Source organism: Aeromonas australiensis (assembly GCF_000819725.1).
In the GTDB taxonomy this organism is placed as follows: Bacteria; Pseudomonadota; Gammaproteobacteria; order Enterobacterales; family Aeromonadaceae; genus Aeromonas; species Aeromonas australiensis.
In genome coordinates this window covers 49660-68964 of record NZ_CDDH01000079.1, presented here as the reverse complement: position 1 = coordinate 68964, position 19305 = coordinate 49660, and the positions used below count along the sequence as shown (strand labels likewise).

General features: G+C 56.6%; 11 protein-coding genes and 2 tRNA genes. 6 read left to right on the top strand and 7 right to left on the bottom strand.

Going from position 1 to position 19305, the window contains the following annotated elements; all coding sequences use genetic code 11:
* Positions 1-55: 55 nt before the first annotated feature.
* Positions 56-1282: an exonuclease SbcCD subunit D C-terminal domain-containing protein gene (locus BN1117_RS14820; RefSeq protein ID WP_040098582.1), complete on the top strand. Its 1227-nt coding sequence runs from the start codon at positions 56-58 to the stop codon at positions 1280-1282.
* A complete protein-coding gene (locus BN1117_RS14815; RefSeq protein ID WP_040098581.1) occupies positions 1279-5031 on the top strand; it encodes an AAA family ATPase in 3753 nt (1250 codons plus the stop codon). Before BN1117_RS14820 ends, BN1117_RS14815 begins: the two co-directional genes overlap by 4 nt.
* Before the next feature lie 102 nt (positions 5032-5133).
* Here the strand turns inward: BN1117_RS14815 and BN1117_RS14810 are convergent, their stop codons facing one another.
* The 4 genes from BN1117_RS14810 to BN1117_RS14795 all read right to left on the bottom strand — a co-directional run bounded on the left by BN1117_RS14810 (position 5134) and on the right by BN1117_RS14795 (position 11349).
* Positions 5134-8982: a zinc-dependent metalloprotease gene (locus tag BN1117_RS14810; protein WP_052441533.1), complete on the bottom strand. Its 3849-nt coding sequence runs from the start codon at positions 8980-8982 to the stop codon at positions 5134-5136.
* Positions 8983-9020: 38 nt separating this feature from the next.
* Positions 9021-9836 carry a hypothetical protein gene (locus tag BN1117_RS14805; RefSeq protein ID WP_040098578.1) on the bottom strand — a complete coding sequence of 272 codons (816 nt, stop codon included), beginning with the start codon at positions 9834-9836 and terminating at the stop codon, positions 9021-9023.
* Between the two features lie 338 nt (positions 9837-10174).
* Positions 10175-10939, bottom strand: coding sequence for a DODA-type extradiol aromatic ring-opening family dioxygenase (locus tag BN1117_RS14800; protein ID WP_040098577.1), 765 nt, complete (start codon positions 10937-10939; stop codon positions 10175-10177).
* 167 nt (positions 10940-11106) lie between these two features.
* A complete protein-coding gene (locus tag BN1117_RS14795; RefSeq protein ID WP_040098575.1) occupies positions 11107-11349 on the bottom strand; it encodes a hypothetical protein in 243 nt (80 codons plus the stop codon).
* Positions 11350-11657: 308 nt separating this feature from the next.
* On the opposite strand from BN1117_RS14795, the gene pykF reads away from it, so the two are divergent.
* The 3 genes from pykF to BN1117_RS14780 all read left to right on the top strand — a co-directional run bounded on the left by pykF (position 11658) and on the right by BN1117_RS14780 (position 17706).
* Entirely contained in the window at positions 11658-13070 is a 1413-nt protein-coding gene (gene pykF / locus BN1117_RS14790) for a pyruvate kinase PykF (RefSeq protein WP_040098573.1), read from the top strand.
* A gap of 150 nt (positions 13071-13220) precedes the next feature.
* A complete protein-coding gene (gene mscK / locus BN1117_RS14785; RefSeq protein WP_040098571.1) occupies positions 13221-16550 on the top strand; it encodes a mechanosensitive channel MscK in 3330 nt (1109 codons plus the stop codon).
* A 223-nt stretch (positions 16551-16773) separates the two neighbouring features.
* Positions 16774-17706, top strand: coding sequence for a GGDEF domain-containing protein (locus tag BN1117_RS14780; protein ID WP_040098569.1), 933 nt, complete (start codon positions 16774-16776; stop codon positions 17704-17706).
* 599 nt (positions 17707-18305) lie between these two features.
* Here the strand turns inward: BN1117_RS14780 and BN1117_RS14775 are convergent.
* Entirely contained in the window at positions 18306-18506 is a 201-nt protein-coding gene (locus BN1117_RS14775; RefSeq protein ID WP_040098567.1) for a YbfA family protein, read from the bottom strand.
* Positions 18507-18717: 211 nt separating this feature from the next.
* Here BN1117_RS14775 and BN1117_RS14770 point away from each other — a divergent pair, with 211 nt between their 5' ends.
* A complete protein-coding gene (locus BN1117_RS14770; RefSeq protein ID WP_040098566.1) occupies positions 18718-19011 on the top strand; it encodes a hypothetical protein in 294 nt (97 codons plus the stop codon).
* A 47-nt stretch (positions 19012-19058) separates the two neighbouring features.
* On the opposite strand, the gene BN1117_RS14765 is transcribed toward BN1117_RS14770, so the two are convergent.
* Both BN1117_RS14765 and BN1117_RS14760 read right to left on the bottom strand, forming a co-directional pair.
* Positions 19059-19132, bottom strand: a tRNA-Cys gene (locus BN1117_RS14765).
* 57 nt (positions 19133-19189) lie between these two features.
* Positions 19190-19265 (bottom strand) — tRNA-Gly (locus BN1117_RS14760).
* Positions 19266-19305 lie beyond the last annotated feature (40 nt).

The window sequence follows — 19305 nt, the reverse complement described above, 5'->3', positions numbered from 1 at the left end:
ATCTTGTCCTCATCGGGTGCCACAGGCACCGTCCCTGCAACCGGGCTGCTTTCCAATGAAAATCCTCCATACCGCCGACTGGCACCTTGGCCATCAACTTCATGGTCATGACCGCCGTTTTGAACACGATGCCTTTCTCGACTGGCTGAGCGACACCCTCAAGACACGCGAGATCGACGCCCTGCTGGTGGCGGGCGATCTGTTTGATACCGCCAATCCCCCCGCCAGCGCCTGGCAACAGCTCTACCGTTTTCTGGCGCGGCTGCGCGCCGAGATGCCCCGCCTCAACATGGTGCTGATCGGCGGCAACCACGACTCCCCCTCCAAGCTCGATGCCCCCCACGAGCTGCTGCGCGCCTTTGATCTGCATCTGGTGGGCAGCATCAGCCGCGACAGTGAGGGCAAGCTCGAGACCGACCGTCTGCTGGTACCGCTGCAAGACAAGGAGGGCAACATTGCCGCCTGGTGCGCCGCCGTGCCGTTCCTGCGCAGCAGCGATCTGCGGGTGGAACAGCTGGCAGAAGGACAAGACAGGCTGATCGAAGGGGTTCGACAGGTCTACGCCGAAGTGCTGGCCGAAGGGCGCACTCGCTGCGGGGAGGCTCTGCCGCTCATCGCCATGGGCCACGCCTATCTGGCGGCGGGCCAGCTCTCGGAGCTTTCAGAGCGGCGGGTGCTCGGCGGCAACCAGCACGCCCTGCCCGCCGAACTCTTTGTCAGTGCCGACTACACGGCGCTCGGCCACCTCCATCTGGCCCAGAGTCCGGCAGAGGGGGTGCACTACAGCGGCTCGCCGCTACCGCTATCGCTCGCCGAAGCCAACTACAACCATCAGGTGCTGGAAGTGACCTTTGCGAGGGGGAAACTGGCCGGGCTGGAGCGGATCCCGGTGCCCCGCGCGGTGGAGATGATCCGCCTGCCCCAGAGCACCCTCGACGACGCGCTGAACGCCATCGCATCGCTCGAGCTGCCTGCTTGTCCACAAGAGGCACAACCCTTCCTCGAAGTGCGGCTGCTGCTGCCCAAGCCCGAGGCGCGGATCCGCGAGCGCATTCTCGCCGCCATCGCCGACAAGCCGGTGCGTCTGGCCCGCATCAGCACCCAGTATCAGGGCTCGGGGGAAGGGCTGGCCGATGGTCGCGAGCGGCGCAGGCTCGATGAGCTCTCCCCCACCGAGGTGTTTCGCCTCTGCTATCAGCGCCAGTTTGAAGGGGAGCCCGAGGCTGGGTTGGTCGCCTCGTTTGAAGAGATCCTGGAGCAGGTGAAGGAGTCAAACCAATGAAAATCTTGTCTCTGTCAGGTGAGAATCTGGCCAGTCTGACCGGTCCCTTCACCATCGACTTTACCAGAGGGGCGCTCGGCGCCGCCGGCCTGTTTGCCATCACCGGCAACACCGGCGCCGGCAAGAGCACCCTGCTTGACGCTATTTGTCTGGCCCTCTATGACGAGATGCCGCGCTTTATCGCCAATCGCAAGAATGTGGCCGAAGTGGGCCGCATGGATGACGAGGAGAAGCTCAAGGCCAACGACGTGCGCGGCATTCTCAGTCGCGGCCACGCCAGCGGCTTTGCCGAGGTGCAGTTTCGTGGTTGCGATGGCCGCATCTGGCTGGCCCGCTGGGCGGTGCGCCGCGCCCGCAACCGCGCAGAGGGGCGCTTTCAGGCGCAGGAGCGCACCCTGACCGATGTGGGATCTGGGCAGGTCTTCTCCGGCAGCAAGCGGGAGCTGCAAGATCGCATCGACCAGCTGGTGGGTCTCTCCTGGGAGCAGTTCCGCCGCGCGGTGATCCTGCCGCAGGGGGAGTTTGCCGCCTTCCTCAAATCGGATGCCAACGAGCGATCCGCTCTGCTCGAACGGATGACCGGCACCGAGCTCTACTCCGCCATCTCCATCCAGACCTATGAACGGGCGCGGGAAGAGCAGCAGAAGCTGGCCGCCATCACTCAACGTCTCGGCGACGTGGCGCTGATGGACGATGCGACCCGCGAGCAGTGGGTGAGCCAGCAGATAAGCCTCTCCACCACCCTCAAACACGAGCAGCAACAGCAGCAGCTGATGCAGGAGTTGCGCGACCTCAATAGCCGCATTGCAGCCCAGCTGCAGGGCTGTGCCGAGGGACAGGCGGCGCTCGATGCCGCCCTGCAGGCCCACGGCGGCGCCGCCCCCGAGCGCGAGGAGTTTGCCCGTGCCGAGCAGGCCCAGGTGGCCCGCGCCGATCACGACGAGCTGGCCCGCCTCACTCTCGAAGTGCAGCAGCAGGAGAAGGTGATCGCCGAGCTGGGGCCGGAGCTGGCCAAGCTCGAGGAGCAGACCCAGCAGAGCGCGCTGACCGAGCAGCAGCTGCTGGCGGAGAAGATCGCTGCCGAGCGGGAATGGGGGGCCCTGCAACCCGAACTCAAGCGGGCACAAGAACTCGATACCCGCATCCGGGAGAAAGTGCAGCAGTTGCAGAAGATCCAGCAGGAGGGGGCACAGGAACGAGAAGTGCAGCTCACCCTGGAGCAGGGCTGGCACGAGCAGAGCCGACAGGTGGAACTGCTCAAGCAGCAGCACCAGCAGTGGGGCCTTTGGCTCGAAGAACACAAGGAGCTGGCACCGGTGGCCCGCCAGTGGCAGCCCCTGCTCACCGCCATGCAGGATTGGGCCGAGGATGCCGACAAGCTGCAGCAACTGCTCACCCTGCGGGATCACAAGCTGCGCGCCCTGCAGCAGTTGCAGCGCCAGCTGGAGCAAGGCCAGCAAGAGCGCGACTACTGGCAACAGGAACAAGCTCGGCTGCAACAGCAACAGAACGAGTTGCAGGAGCAGCAGTGGGAGAGCCGCCTCGCCAAGGCGCAGGAGCAGTGGCAACAGCAGACCGAACAACTGGGTCAGCTGCGCCAGTTGCTGGAGCTGGCCGATTACGGCCGCAACCACGGCGAACAGCATGGCCGCTTGCAGCAGGAGATTGCCCAGCTGGAGCAGGCGCTGGGCAAGCTCGCCACCCTAAGCGAAGAGTTGGCCCCCGCCCGCGATCGGCTCGCCCTGCAGCGAGACGAGGCGCGCCACGCGCTGGAGCAGTCCCGTGCCATCGCCAGCTTCGAGCAGTATCGCCATATCCTGAGCGATGGCGAACCTTGCCCACTGTGCGGCGCCGAGGAGCACCCCTACAGCCAGAGCCAGCCACAGGTAGCCGGCATTCTCGGTCAGCTGGCGGAGCGGGTCAGAAGCCTCGAACTAGAATGGGAGCGGCTCAACCATCAATACATCCAGTGCGAGAGCGAGCATCAGGAGCTGGCCCGCCAGCTGGCGGTACGCCAGCAGCACCTGCCAGAGCTGGAGGCCCGCGCCGAGCAGCTGACCCAGCGCTGGCAACAACTGGGGGGCGACACCCTGCTCGGTCATCCGCTGCCGCTGCGCCAGAGCCCCATTGAGTGGAACGAGCTGATGAGCACCCTGCTTGGCCGTGGCCAGGGGCTGGAGCAGGGGTTGGCCCAGAGCCAGCAGCTGCTGCGTCAGGCCCAGCTAGGGCAGCAACAGTTACAAGGGGTGCGTCAGCAACTTAGCCAGCTGGCTGCCCAACACCAGCAGTTTGACCAGCAGTGGCAGGAGGCCGATCGCCTACGCATCGCACTGGAAGGGGAAGTGAAGGGGATGGGCGAGCAGGAAGCGACCCTGCGCCAGCGCCTTGAGCAAGGCGCCCACCGCCTCGACGAGCAGATGGGCGGCCAACCGTGGCGCCAGTGGCTCGGCAGCCAGCAGTGGCACGAGTGGCAACGGGCCTGCGAAGCCTGGCTGCACGGCCAGAGCGAGTGGGAGCGCCTCGCCAGCGAGATCGCCAGCCTCACCCCGGCCCTGAGTGCGCAGGAGGCACGCCTGCAGACCCAGCGCGAGCTGCTGCACAAGCTGGAGCGCGATTACAAGGAGCACGAGCAGCAGCGGCAGGGGCTGCTCACCAGCCGCGCCGCCTGTCTGAATGGGGAGGAGATCCCGCTGGTCGAGAGCCGCTGGCAACAGCGGCTGCAACAGCTCGCCAACGAACTGGAGCTGATGCAAAGCGGCGCCCGCGCTCTGCGGGAGCGGCAGACCGAACTCAAGACCCGCCTCACTCATGTGGAGCAGGAAAAGCAGACCAGTAGCCGCCGCAAGCGGGAGGTACTGGGGCGCTGGGCTGCCCACGCCAGCACCCTTGGCATTGCCGAATACGATCTGCGCCGCCTGCTCGCCATCAGCCCCGAAGAGCTCAAGGCGCGCCGCACCGCCCTGCAAGGGTTGGAAGATGCCCTTGGCGAGGCCCGTACCCGTCTTGCCGAGCGGCAACGGGCGCTGGCGCTGGAGGAGAGCAAGCGGGATCGCTATCGGGAGCACCATCCCGAGCTGGCCGCCCTGCCGGATGCAGAGCTGAGCGAGCAGCTGACGGCACTCGATGCCCGCTGCCGCGCCCTTGAAGAGCAGCTGTTCGAGTGCAAGAGCAAGCTGGCACAGGCCGAGGCCGCCGCCCTCAAGGCGGGCAGCCTGCAACAGGAGCTGGCCGCCCAGCAGGCAGTAGCCGATCACTGGCAGCAGCTGTGCGACTTGATCGGGCAAGCCAACGGCGCCAAGCTGCGCACCTTTGCCCAGAGCCTCACCCTCGAGCGCTTGCTGCTGGAGGCCAACGCCCAGCTCGCCGAGCTCTCGCCGCGCTACCGGCTGGAGCGGGTGCCCGGCACCGATCTGGCGCTGCAGGTGGTGGATCTCGACATGGGGGACGAGGTGCGCTCGGTGGACTCCCTCTCTGGCGGCGAGAGTTTCCTGGTATCGCTGGCGCTGGCGCTGGCCCTCTCCAGCCTCTCGTCACGGCAGACCCAGGTCGAGTCGCTGTTTATCGACGAAGGGTTTGGCACCCTGGATCCAGACAGTCTGGATCTGGCGCTTTCCAGCCTCGACTCCCTGCAGGCCGCCGGCCGCCAGATCGGGGTCATCTCCCACGTCCAGACCCTGGTGGAGCGGATTGGCGTGCAGATCAGGGTCGAAGCCCTCGGCGGCGGCGAGAGCCGGGTGATCGTCCCGTAAGCGAGAGACCAGATCATGACATGAAAAAGGCCCCATCATCAGATGGGGCCTTTTGCCAAGTTTGCTATCAACCACTATGACAGTGATTAAAATGGCCACATATTATCTGGGGAGCGCCTCAAGCGGGCTCAACAGTTCATTTTGCAGACCCTTATTATTGGTTTGGGCCAACACATAGGCAATGACTGCCCTATCACCACGCCAGAAACTCTTCTCCTCTGCAGAAAGTGCCGGGTCTATCCGTCTTGCTGCAATCTTGGCACTCCATTCAGGTAGCCAGCCGGTTACCAGCGCCCAGTACTTCTGATCGATAGTGCTACCTATGCTGTCAAATGTCCGCCACGCAAGCTGCAGCTGACCATCGGTATAGGTTTTAGTGGTCCCATCCAGCTTGAACCCGGCACCACTGATAACCAGCGATTTAAGGGTTGCATGGTAAGGCTGACCCGCAGACCAGGCATCCTTCAAATAAGTCAACATGTCAGCGTTAATGGTATGAGCCACTTTCACCATATTTAGTCTGGTTTCAAACGGGAAGACATCACGAGTTTGAGTCGCCAAGATCATATCACCATACACATCCCGCATACGTAAACCAAACTGGAAGGTATTGATCAGGTTAAAGGATTCCTCAATGCGCTTGGTGTCACCAATCGGCGTATTGTTGAAGTAGTACTTGATGGTATCGTTGGCCAGTACATTGCGTGGTGATACCTGATAACGCGCATCCTTGTACTCTATCTGGCGACCAGCCAATCCATCCGTAGTCACTGTCGGCAAACGAACATAATCAACTAATGTGCGCGCCGTGTCGCTGAAACGAACATCATCCGTCTTGCCCCACTTCTCAATTTGAGTCAGTAGCGCCTTATCCAAACGTGTATTGGCATCAAATGGCAACCCGAAATAGCTATTCAGCAGCATAAGACTAGGACTGAGACTCTCGAGTGTGCGCTTGGTTTCCCAGCGGTATGGAGAGAAGGGATAAACCTCTTTGCCATCAATATCGACAAATGAGACCCATTGCGGTAGCTCCTCACCCAACACCATCGCCCGGATCTGGGCAATCAGCCGCTCCCTCACCAAGGGCAAATCAACCAGAGCCATGGCTTCGCCATTGTTTGTCCAGCGGTCCGTCCTTCTTTGTACCAAATACTTCATTGCCAGCAACTTGTCTGGCCAAGATCCCAGTATGTCCCGGTCATTACTGTACTTATGATTGGGATCATTTGGACTTACCGAATCCAACGGTACGCCATCGCGCGTTTCAGAGAGTACCTGATAACCCCTGGAGTCCTGTTCCAGCGCCATGGTGAAATCCGCATCAAAACAGCTGGCGGGGAATGACTTGCCTTTGGGAAGCCATGACTTCACATCATTGTAAAGCTTGGTCAATGGCAATTGCTCGATCGCACCATTCCCGACTTTGACTTCACAAACCTTGTCAGGTCTGGCAACGACACCCAGCAGAAAATCTGCCGCATCAACAGCAGCCCTGCTGTAATCACAGAACCAGTAATCACTTTCAGCCGGGCCTTGCGGGCTGCAATAAGCAGGATTGGCTGCCAGTTGTTTGATACCAATACCGAAACGCTGGGTAAAGACGCGGTCAATATTCTTATAGTCTTCCAGCAGGTCCCGCACTTCCGAGAATGTCCTCATCCGGCCAATGGTATAATCAACCAGGCTGTCATCACGGAATGTCTGCTTATCCTCGCGGGTATTACGGCGATCATAGCTATCCAGATAGGACTGCCGTTTGAACTGCATCATCTCGACCAGATTGGTGCCTTCGTCAAATCGCTTACAGTCACTGTTGAGCGAAACATTACCATCGGTACAAAAGGCATAGCTTTTCAACGCCAGCTTCTTATCTTGCAACGCTGTATTGAAAGAGCTGTCTAGATTGCTCCAGGAAGAGAGCGGGATCCCATCTTTAAGATGCTCTTTCAGCGCAGTTAACTGACCAAAGCGAACACTTTCGTCATTCTGCAAATAGGCCGTGTCCAACTCGTGTAAATTCAGCAATGCGGTTGACCGACGGCCAGCGTCATCAGGCTGACCATATGGCACTTCTACTTGACGAGCATAGGCAAAACGCAATGCTGCTCTGTCATATGGGCCGAAAATAGGGAGCTCGTCAAAGGAGGAGGCTGCATAATCCATGATTGAGCTATAGGCAGGAACATGTTGCAACCCCAGGGATTTCGCCTCATCCACCGAATAGAAGTTCTGTTTGTCCGTCGAACCGGCGAAGTTGTGGCGCAACCCCAGATTGTGCCCGAGCTCATGTACCAAGGTGGAGCGATACATATGTGCAGATATGGCATCACTGACCTTACTGCGCTGTGCACTACTGAGATCTTTCCATTTTTTCAGGCGAGTTTTCTGATCATCCAGATAGAGGCTGGCATCCTGATAGTCAATGCCAGACACCAATCCCTTGCTGGTCGATGATATCCATATAGCATCTTCACCAAATGCATTATTTTCAGACCAGCGCTTAATCCTGGCCTCATCAGCCTTGATAAAATCAACGAGTGACGAATCAACGCCAGGCTGCATCAAGGTAGCCGATGCCCCTTGTTTTTGAATCTGGCGTGGCATACTTGCCAGAGAATCCTGCACTTGCTGGAAATCACTATCCGCCAAAAACTCGATTCGCCCACCGTCAGCAGTTAATACCGCTTTATTCACCGCCTCAAAAGTCACTCCGGCGGTGACCGCTTCGCCAACAGACGTCAAATCACCACGGTTGAAATGACGCACCAGACTGTTCCAGGTGCGTGGCACTGCAGTACGGATGACCCCCGAATACTGGTTAACATGCGCTTTAACAATTTCCCCCGTCAACGGGTTGGCTACGGATGGACCGTAACCGAGCAAGCCATTGGCCAACGGTCGGTCAATCAAATTAATCATATTGACACGCAGATCACCAACCTGCTTGCCACTCACTTTGTCCGGATTGACCAGATTGATCGGCGGTACGCCGGTGCCAGCCAGAACCTTATTGATATGTTCAATCGAGTTCAGTGTGACATCCAGAAACAGCTTGTTTTCCGGTTTGAAGAAGGTATCGCTCAAGTAATAATCAAGGGTGCTTTTATCCGGATTAAAACGATTCAGATAAGCGCGTTCACTCCCATCTGTCGCAGCTCCCTGCTCATCCAACTTTTCAAAAGTTGAATCAAAAAATCCAAATACACTATCATCTGCCGAAGCATAACGAATAGGCTGGTAATCCTTGGATGCTATTTTATCAAGCTTGACCAGTGAATAATAAAAGCTCGTTTTAAAAGAGAGATCGTTGAAGCCCGTATTGAGATAACTAGTCATCGCATTACGATTGACAGTAAATGTACGCTCCAGCTCAACGTTAATAACACCTTGAGCAGCATCCATCTCCCATCGCACAACACGAGGGGTTGCCGTCTCGCGCACGTTGTCATTTTTGTACCAGAGATCAATAGTGTTTACTTCGTGCCCTTTCAAATTTTTGAATTTAGGGTAGAAATAACGTTTCCGATCCCAGTTCAGATTGGCATCACTATTAATCTCTTCCTTGCGAGTACATTCCCCATAAGCATCTTCCGCGCAGCGATAATCCAGATAATCGCCGGGAATAGTCAAAACGGGGGCGACATCATTCCAACGTGGTGGCTGTCCAGGAGCCGTTGTATCTCTATCAACTTCAACAACCCGCAAGCCTTCCTCAACAAATTGCAGTTTGACAATTTTCTCCTCACCTTGGAAAAAAGGATCCATGTTCACTGCATATCTTGGGGCATCCGCCGTTGAAGGGACATAGAGCCACAGCTCATCAGTATTAAACTGTCGCCATACTTGTTGTTCTATTGCCTTGGGAACCTCTTTGTAAGGCTCATCACCAGCGCCACATCCAAATAAAAAAAGGCTGACTGTGGCAGCTATGATTGTTTGCTTCATCATATTAAAGGGATCCTTCCTTTATATTTTATTTTTATTAATTAAAAACTGTAATCAACCAACAACGACCAGGTTGAATTTTGCTTGTCATATAGCGAGACGGAGCCTGTTGCACCTCGCTCAAGGTCATAGACAATGCCGGTGTTGGAGTACATCAATCCTACTGACCATGACTTATTAAACTCGTAGAACAGACTCTCCGAATGAATATAGTCATCCTTTTTACGGTTTCCAGAGTACGTCCAGTGGCTATTTAAAATCATACTGAGATTAAAAGACCATTTTTCCCAAGGGGCATAGTCAAGACTCAGTAAATTCTCCAACGTCCACTCCTTCAGGGTTTGGCCACCCCGAGTTTTGTACTCATGGAAATTCTTCATCAACCTGGGTTGCCAGGTAAATTCAAGCGAGGTCAGCAGCGAATCGAGATCAATCTTTAGAGGTGCGGCAACCCTCAGAGAGGTGTGCAAGTCATCTTTTTTACTCTGCTCAGACATCGGCATGCGTATGCTGCCATCCATGCCTAATGTGGCCCAGCGATTCAGTTCAAGTAGTCTGGAATGACCATACTTAAGCCAACCATCACGCCAATATTGCCCTTGCGGGTTATCCAGCGAGTGGAAACCAGCCAAGTTAACGCTCAACTTGCTATCATTGACAAATTTGTAATCAACAATACCCGTTAGACCAACTGTCCTCGCTTCATGGTAAGAGCCCCTTTTATAGAAGTTGCTCGTATAATCAGCTTCCAGCAGACCACTCCATGGTGACGCTTTCTGTGAAGATCTGTCATCGGCGATCGCCAGCGGTGATAACAGTATGGCGGCCGTGCCAAAAAGTAACATCCGATATGTCATACCCGTTTCCATCAAAAACTAAAAGAATCTTGCCTCACGAAAAGACAAGAGGAATCTTTTACCTGTAATTAACGAAAACAGCAAATTCACAATTTCATAAAGTTTTAAACTATAGAAAACGATATCTCTCAGTAATAAATCTGCATATCACCGATATATTGCCATACAAAAAATGGATATCCGGCACAACAGAATGCATATTGATCAGCAATTGTCATTCCTGTTATTATAATTTATTGTTAAGCCGTTCGCTGATAACTTGCACAAATTTTCATCTCTCACATTTTCAATAAAGAAATGCTGATTAACCCAATAACTCTATAACGCTCAATATTCATTCAACCGAAGCGGTAGGCGCCCATATAGAGGCTGCCGCCATCCCAGCTTTCGTGCAGCCGGGTGGGTGCCACACCATCAGCCGCCCCCAACGCCACAAAGAGCGGACGCAGGTGATCGTCATGGGGATGGGACTCCACCGCGCCGGGGGCTCGTTGTCGATAATCAAGCAGCACCAGCCGATCCTCATCGGCCATCTTCTGCTCCAGCCAGTCGACAAACTGGCTGGCCCACTCCGGCACCGGCGAGTCTTCCGGCCCCAGCGCCCGCAGGTTGTGGGTGATGGCGCCGGAGGCGAGGATGCCAATCCCCTCACTGCGCAGCGCCCCCAATACCTCTCCCAACTGCCACAACTGGGCCGGGGTGAAGCTGGCGGGGATGGAGATCTGCACCAGCGGGATCTCGCTCTCCGGGTCGATCAGGGAGAGCGGCGACCAGACCCCGTGATCCAGCTCGCGCCGCACCGGGGTAGCAGTCAGTCCCGCCAGTGCCAGTTGCTCGCTCACTCCTTGTTGCAGCCACTCGGGGCTGCTGGCAGGCCAGCGCATCCGGTAGAGGGGCTCGGGAAAGCCGTAAAAGTCGTACATCAAGGCCGGTTTGGGCTCGACGTTGAGCTGCAACTCGCGGCTGAACCAGTGGGCGGAGATGACCACCAGCCCCTTGAGCTCACCCAGACGCAGGGTTCGCAGAAAGCGGGTGGCGGGTTGCTCACGCAGCACCAGATCCGGTGCGCCGTGAGAGATAAACCAGACGGGGGCGAGGGACATAAAACAGACTCCAACCAGGTATCAGGGGGCGATACCGGAGGGGATATCGCTGTTGGAATCGATTATCCCCCCGCCATGAAAGGTGAACAATCCAACGAGATAGATAAGCACTATCAACCAATGGTTGATAATTTCACGCCTTCACGACCGGTAAGCAGCAATAGATATCAAGGCTGCGTCGCTTCCGGCTGCGGTCGGGCTGCACGAAGCGCCATGCGGGTCGCGGCACTGTGATCCTGCCACTCTCGCCACACCACAACCTCGGCGGCCGCCTCCCCTTTCCCCGGATGGGAGAAGATCGCCAGCAGACCGGCATTATCAGGCCAGTAGCGGGCTGGCAGTGTCTGAACCAGCAGCAGGGCGGTGCCCAGCAAGAGCAGAGCCCATCCGGTTTCATCGCTGTTTTTCATGCCGCCCCCCTTCACCCGTGCGCCAATGAACTAACATTTTTGCGCAAGCCGGTGACAAGACGGTGACAGCGGGCGGGTGGTCATTTTACAACATTTGAACCGCCACCCGGCCAAACAACCACAGATGGCAACATTTGTATCCCTTCAGCCTAAACCTGTAGCCGTATGCTCTAAAATGTGACTCACAGGAAAACGTTATCCCTGAAAAGAAAACGTTATCTGGTCAAAACGTTGTTTCTGGATCATAAAAAGATTCCAAAAACTGGTGTATATTGCTCGGCGGAAATTCCTTAACCATGAAGATTGACATGAAAAAGACCAAAATTGTCTGCACCATCGGTCCGAAGACCGAATCCAAAGAAATGCTGGCCAAAATGCTGGACGCCGGCATGAACGTCATGCGCCTGAACTTCTCCCACGGTGACTACGCCGAGCACGGCGGCCGCATCAGCAACCTGCGCGCTGTGATGGCCGAGACCGGCAAGCACGCTGCTATCCTGCTGGACACCAAGGGCCCGGAAATCCGTACCATGAAGCTGGAAGGCGGCAACGATGTTGCGCTGGTCGCCGGCCAGACTTTCACCTTCACCACCGACCAGACCGTGGTTGGCAACAAAGACAAAGTGGCCGTAACCTACCCGGGTTTCGCCAACGATCTGCGCGTCGGCAACCGCATCCTGGTTGATGACGGCCTGATCGGTCTGGACGTTATCGAAATCACCGAGCGCGAAGTGGTCTGTAAAGTGCTGAACAACGGTGATCTGGGCGAGAACAAAGGTGTTAACCTGCCGGGCGTCTCCATCAAGCTGCCGGCCCTGGCCGAGAAAGACAAGCGCGACCTGATCTTCGGTTGCGAGCAGAGCGTTGACTTCGTTGCAGCTTCTTTCATCCGCAAAAAAGAAGACGTGCTGGAAATCCGTGAGCACCTGAAAGCTCACGGTGGCGAGAACATCCAGATCATCTCCAAGATCGAAAACCAGGAAGGTCTGGACAACTTCGACGAGATCCTGGCTGTTTCCGACGGCATCATGGTTGCGCGTGGCGACATGGGTGTAGAGATCCCGGTTGAAGAAGTGATCTTCGCCCAGAAGATGATCATCGCCAAGTGTAACAAAGCCCGCAAAGTGGTTATCACTGCCACCCAGATGCTGGACTCCATGATCAAGAACCCGCGTCCGACCCGCGCCGAAGCTGGCGACGTAGCGAACGCCATCCTGGACGGTACCGATGCAGTCATGCTGTCCGGTGAATCCGCCAAGGGTAAGTACCCGCTGGAAGCCGTGACCATCATGGCCACCATCTGCGAGCGTACCGATGCCGTGATGCCGTCCAACCTGTCTGCTGCCAACGACAGCAACAAGCTGCGCATCACCGAAGCCGTATGTAAAGGCGCCGTAGAGACCTCCGAGAAGCTGGACGCCCCGCTGATCGTGGTCGCTACCGAAGGCGGCAAGTCTGCCAAGGCCATTCGCAAGTACTTCCCGAAAGCCTGGATCCTGGCTATCACCACCAACAAGAAAACTGCTGCCCAACTGGTTCTGACCAAGGGTGTGGTTGCTCACGTGGTTGACAGCATCGCCTCTACCGACGATTTCTATCGCATCGGTAAAGAAGCCGCGCTGGAAATCGGCATGGGTCTGAAAGGTGACGTTGTTGTGATGGTCTCCGGTGCTCTGGTACCGAGCGGCACCACCAACACCGCTTCTGTTCACGTTCTTTAATCAGAGCTGAACGAGTTGAAAACGGCGCCTGCGGGCGCCGTTTTTTTTGTCCCTCCCCCCTGCTTACCTGACAAGCCCGGTGTTAGAATCCACGCGAATTTAATCTATGCGGGAAATCTCCCGAATATCGCGTAATAGCCCGGAAGTTATATGCCCTCAATACGTTTTAAAAGCGTCTCGGCCACCCTGTTGCCGCTACTCTGCCTCCTCGCCAGCCTCTGCGTCTCGCAAGCCATGGCGCAAGATGTCCCCTCCCGCAGCGCAGTGCAACGAGCACTGGATGGTCTGGGTAAGTCAGAGACCCTGACCACCAGTCAGCTGACGGAGCAGAAGTTACTGACCGAAACCCTCGCCCTGCTCGACAGCATCGACAAGGAAGAGGCGAAGGCCAAGACCCAAGCCCAACGGCTTCGCAACCTGCCCACCGAACTCAAAGAGATCAGCGCCAAGCTTGATGCACTGACCAAGGGCAAGAGCGCCGAACAGATCAAAGACGAATACGCCAGCATGAGCCTGGCAGAGCTAGACGCTCGTCAACCGGAAGTACTGGCCAATATGCAGGCGGCCCAGGAGGCCCTCGGCACCATCGCCAGCCAGCTCACCAGCCTGCAAACCCTGCCGGAGCGTGCCCAGACCAGCATGAGCCGGGCCTATCAGCGCAGTCAGGAGATCCGCAACCGCCTCAACGCGGGTGAAAACGTCTCCGTCGCCGAGAAGATGAAGCTCGGTGCCGAGCATGCTCTGCTCGACCTGCAACTGGCCCATCTGCAAAAGCAGCTGGACAACCGTACCAGCATGCAGGATCTGGCGATCAAACAACGCGACTACCAGAGTACCCGTCTGGCCAGCGAAGAGCAGAAACTGCAGCTGCTGCAGGATCAGAGCAGTGCCAAGCGCCTTGGCGACACCGAAAAAACGGCCGAGCAGACCGGTGAGCTAGTCGCCACCCAATCCAGCCCGCTAGTGCAAAGAGAGCAGGAGCTTAACCACCAGCTCAGCCAGCAGCTCATTAGCGTCACCAGCAGCCTCAACGCCCTGGTGCAGAAAAACCTGCAAGCCAAGAGCTGGCTGGAGCGCGGCATCCAGACCGAGCGCAACCTCAATGAACAGGTGCAGATGCTCAAGGGAAACCTGCTGCTGTCACGCATCCTCTATCAGCTCTACCAGCAGCTGGAAGCGGCACCGACCACTGCCGTCAAGAACCTGGAAGAGCAGATCGCCGATCTCCATCTGGCCCAGTTTGAACTGAGCCAGCAGCGTGACCAGCTGTTTCAGAAGAACCTCTATCTGGACAACTTGATCGCCAGCAGCAGGGAGCCGGTCAGCGAAGAAGACAAGGCCAGCCTTGCCAAACTGCTCGATACCCGTATCAATCTGCTCGACCAGCTTAACCGCCAGCTCGACAGCCAGCTTACCAACGCCATCAGCCTGCAGCTGACTCAGCAGCAACTTGCTCGTACCCATGCGGCCATCGAATTTACCCTGCAACAGCACATCTTCTGGGTAAGCAGCAACAAGCCCATCGACAGCAAGTGGTTTATCAATTGGCCTTCACAGGCTTATAAACAAGCCTCCGACTGGGTATTGAAACCGGATTGGACACGCTGGCGCGAAGAGCTGTTGGGGATCTCCCTGCTCGCCTTCCCGCTGTTGCTGATTGGCGGTCTGCTGATGTGGAAACGCCCTACCCTTGCCGAACATCAGAAGAAAATAGCCAAAGACCTTGGTCGTTTCCGTCAGGACAACCAGTGGCACACTCCTGTCGCTCTCTTTTACACCGTGCTGCAGCGTCTGCCGGGCAGCCTGTTTATTCTGGCTGGCGGCCTGTTGCTCAGCTATAGCGGTCTGCTCAGCCCCAAATTGATGTTCCAGATCACCATCAATCTGGCTCTGGGTCATCTGGTGTTCAGCGTCTACCTGGCCGTCATGCGCCCGGGTGGCATCGCCGAGACCCACTTCCGGATCCCGAAAGCGGAGCTGCAGGCCAAGCACACCAGCATGCGCTACCTCTGGCTGCCGCTGCTACCGCTCATCATGCTGGCGACCAAGGCGGTGGTTGAACCCTCTACCCTGGGTAATGATGTCATCGGTCAGGCCATGACTCTGACCCTGCTGGGAGTGGCTGCCTATCTGGTGTTTCCTATCTCCCGCGCCCGCATCAAGGGCGAGGCGAGCATGCAGCAGTCGCTGATTGCTATCGCTCTGGCACTGGCACCAGTAGCACTGATCGTGCTGGCGGTGCTCGGTTACTACTATACCGCGCTGAAGCTGACCGGTCGGCTGATTGAATCCTTCTACCTCATCATTATCTGGAGCCTGGTCTACCGCACCGCCCTGCGTGGTCTGGAATTGGCCGCTCGTCGTCTGGCCTATCGCCGCGCCGTGGCCAAACGTGAGCACAAATCTTCGGAAGATGCGGAAGGTGGCGAGTCAGTCGAAGAACAACCTATGGCTCTGGAAGATGTCAGCCAACAGTCACTGCGTCTGACCCGTACCGTGCTGCTGCTGATCTTCGGCGTCGCCTTCTATTGGCTCTGGTCAGATCTGGTGGCTGTCTTTTCTTACCTCGACAGCATAGAGCTCTGGTACCGCAGTGAAGGCAGCGGCGCCAACGCCATGCAGTTCCCCATCAGCCTGAGTGACGTGCTGATCGGCTTCCTGATGCTCGGCGGTGCCTGGTCACTGGCGCGCAACCTGCCGGGCTTGCTGGAGGTGCTGGTGCTCTCCAAGCTCAATCTGGCTCAGGGTACCGCCTACGCCATCACCACCATGCTCAACTACCTGCTGATCGGTTTCGGCTCCCTGACTGCTCTCTCCATGATGGGCGTGCAGTGGGACAAGCTGCAGTGGGTAGCGGGTGGTCTGTCGGTCGGTATCGGTTTCGGCATGAAGGAGATCCTCTCCAACTTCGTCTCCGGCATCATTATCCTGTTCGAGCGTCCGGTGCGGATCGGTGACACCGTCACCATCGGCTCCTTCTCCGGTACCGTCTCGCGGATCCGCATTCGCGCCACCACCCTGACTGACTTCGACCGCAAAGAGGTGATTATCCCTAACCAGCAGCTGATGACCGAACGGCTGATCAACTGGTCGCTGAGTGATACCGTCACCCGTGTCATCGTGCGGGTGGGCGTGGCGTATGGCTCGGATCTGGAGCTGACCCGTACCCTGCTCAAACAGGCTGCGGAAGAGAACAGCCGCGTCTTGAAAGACCCGGCTCCTATCGTCTACTTCCTCACCTTTGGCGCTAGCACCCTGGATCACGAGCTGCGCTTCTTCGTGAGCGAACTGGGTGATCGCAACCCGGCAGTGGACGAGTTGAACCGCAAGATCGACCAGCTGTTCCGCGAGAACGGCATCGAGATCGCCTTCAACCAGATGGATGTCTATATCAAGAACATGCAGGGCGAAGAGCAGAAGGTGGAGTCCAACTCCGCCGCCCTGCCGCCGCCCGCAGAAGATGGCAAGCAGCCAGCCTGATTGCGTATAGCCATGACCTAACGAAAAAGCCGCTCCAGATAGAAGCGGCTTTGTTATTTTATGGCAATCAGACACCTGAAAATCGACCAACATCAGACCCCTCGGCAGGGTCCAGCTTATCTCCATGCCCTGCAACTGCAACTGCAATAAATGAGTTTACCGGCAACACGCCTTCACTTAATGTAATCAGGTTAAAGGGTGAGCAGGGAGCCGAGTTTTGCCCATGGATGACCAACAACTGCAGCAGATGCTGTTTCGCTCCTTCGATGTGATCCCGCTGCCTATTCTGGTGTCAGAATCCATTGCCCGTCACGATGGCGGCTCACCCGACATGATCCCGCAGCGGCGCCACCGCTTCCTGAATAAAGCCTTTATTGAGCAGCTGGGCTACAACCTAGACGATCTGCCTGACATGGCCTCCTGGTTTCAGGTCGCCTACCCGGATGAAGGGTATCGCCGCACCATCATTGACTCCTGGCACTCCCAGGTAGAACAGAGTTTGTCGCAAGGACTGGAGGTCGCCGAGATGCCTGCGCTGATCCGCTGCAAAAGCGGTCAATCGCGCTGGTTTATCGTCACTGCCCAGCTGGGAGCCGATGCCATCCCGGATGGCCATATCATCACCTTTCGCGATATCCACGACCTGCAGTGCATGGTGGAAGAGGTGAGCCGCCTCTCCTGCACCGATCCCCTCACCGAACTGACCAACCGGCGTGGCGCCCAGCAACAGCTGCAGGCCCTTTGGTTGCAAGGTGAGCCCCTTTCGGTAGTGCTGGGAGATATCGACCATTTCAAACAGGTTAATGACACTTTCGGCCATCCTGCGGGGGATGCCGTGCTCTGTTCTGTCGCCCACACCATGGCCGACCAGCTGTTACCGGGAGAGAGTCTGGCCCGCTGGGGCGGGGAGGAGTTCCTGCTGATCCTGCCGGGTTGCACCATTGAACAGGCGGCACGTCGTGCCGAGCAGCTGCGCCAGCATGTCAGCACCACCAAGTTATCGTGGCAAGGGGATTGGATCTCTCTCACCATTAGTCTGGGGTGTGCCACCATGAAGGGGCAAGAGAGCATAGACTATCTGCTGATGATGGCAGACCGGGCCCTTTATCAGGCCAAAGGCCAGGGGCGCAACCAGGTTGTCATCTCACCGGATTAAACCAACCAATCTACTGCTGATAAGCGGTTCTGCAGCTCAAGCAGGAGAGTCTCCAACTACCACACGCTTACCACATCTTGGATGAGGTCCCGCATACTGCGTGTTCACGTTAACTCAAGCGCTCTCTATGCTACGCCTGCAGCAATGCCAACCCCAATTCCTCAAAGCACTTTCTCTATGTACGCTTGATGCATATGTCTGACCCCACACTGTTAACACAACGAACGCCACGCTCTGACTTCATTCAGTGCGGCCTTCATCATCTTGCTCGCTCGACTAAACGGTGCATTACTGCTTCCCATTCTTCAGACCCGCATTTTGCCTTCGGCCTCCTGCAGATTTCACCTCGCGATAAGCCCCCTTGCCATTCGGCCAACACTTCCCTTGTCCGGTGTGTAGAGAACGAGCACCGCCAAGCGATCCGGTCACAACTACTGTGAGCGGATAGCACCAGTCACGATATACGCATTAAACACTCCCCCCCCACAGACGGGCGGATGGCCGGAAGAGAGGGCTCCAGACCAGCAGATAAAAAAAGAGACAGCCAATGCTGTCTCTTTTTTACACCTATTTTTTGCACCAGATCGTGCGAATGGGATTTAGTAGAAGATCCGCTCGCCACGCTCGCTCATTTTGAGCCAAACCGGTTTGGTGCTGGTTTTGTTCCAGATCCGGTGCAAATAGCTGTAGAAGCGTGCACGATCGCTGCGAAATAGCATCACGGGAAAAGCCAGAATGCCCACCAGCAATACATAAATGCGACGCATAATAATCTGAGTCAGGGAAAAGGGGTGAAACATAATGCAACTCCTTACTGGTAAGACCACTGAGCAAATATTACCCCACTACATGTAGGATTACTACATGCCAGGTGTATTTTTTGCTAAAAAACCGCAAAAAACGGTAATCACTGAAATAATGTTACGTTATTAACCAACAATTAACAAACTTGCGAAAATCGTGCGCTTTGCCACAGTTATCAGGGGAAAAACATGCAGTAGGGAGACACGCATGAAACTACCTGAAGTGGCACTGCTGGTGTTGATGGTTGCCCTGACACGGGCACAACTGGAGGAGTGGCAACTGAATCGGGAAGATGCCATCGTGCTGGCCGAACGGGGCGTGCCCACCGTCAGCCTGTGGCAATGCGGCAGCCTGAAGCAACGGATTGCGGATCTCAACCAGCACAGTGCCGAGGTGCAGTTTCAATATCGGGGGCAAAACATGGCGGATGTGAGCCACTATCTCGAGCGCGAGTGGAAACAGGCTGGCTGCGAGCAGTTACTGGTACAGCAAGGATACTGACCAAGGCTCAGCTCGAAGAGTGATGATTGAGATAAACAGATAGAATATGGAGGCACGTTCCGGAGTCGAACCGGACTAAACGGATTTGCAATCCGCTGCATAACCGCTTTGCTAACGCGCCATGCTGACAAGACTGATTGTCTTGAAAGTGAGTTCCATCGTTGATGCGATGGAAAATTGGAGCGGGAAACGAGACTCGAACTCGCGACCCCGACCTTGGCAAGGTCGTGCTCTACCAACTGAGCTATTCCCGCGTTACTGCTTTCGTGCCAGTTTCCTGACAACGAGGCGCAT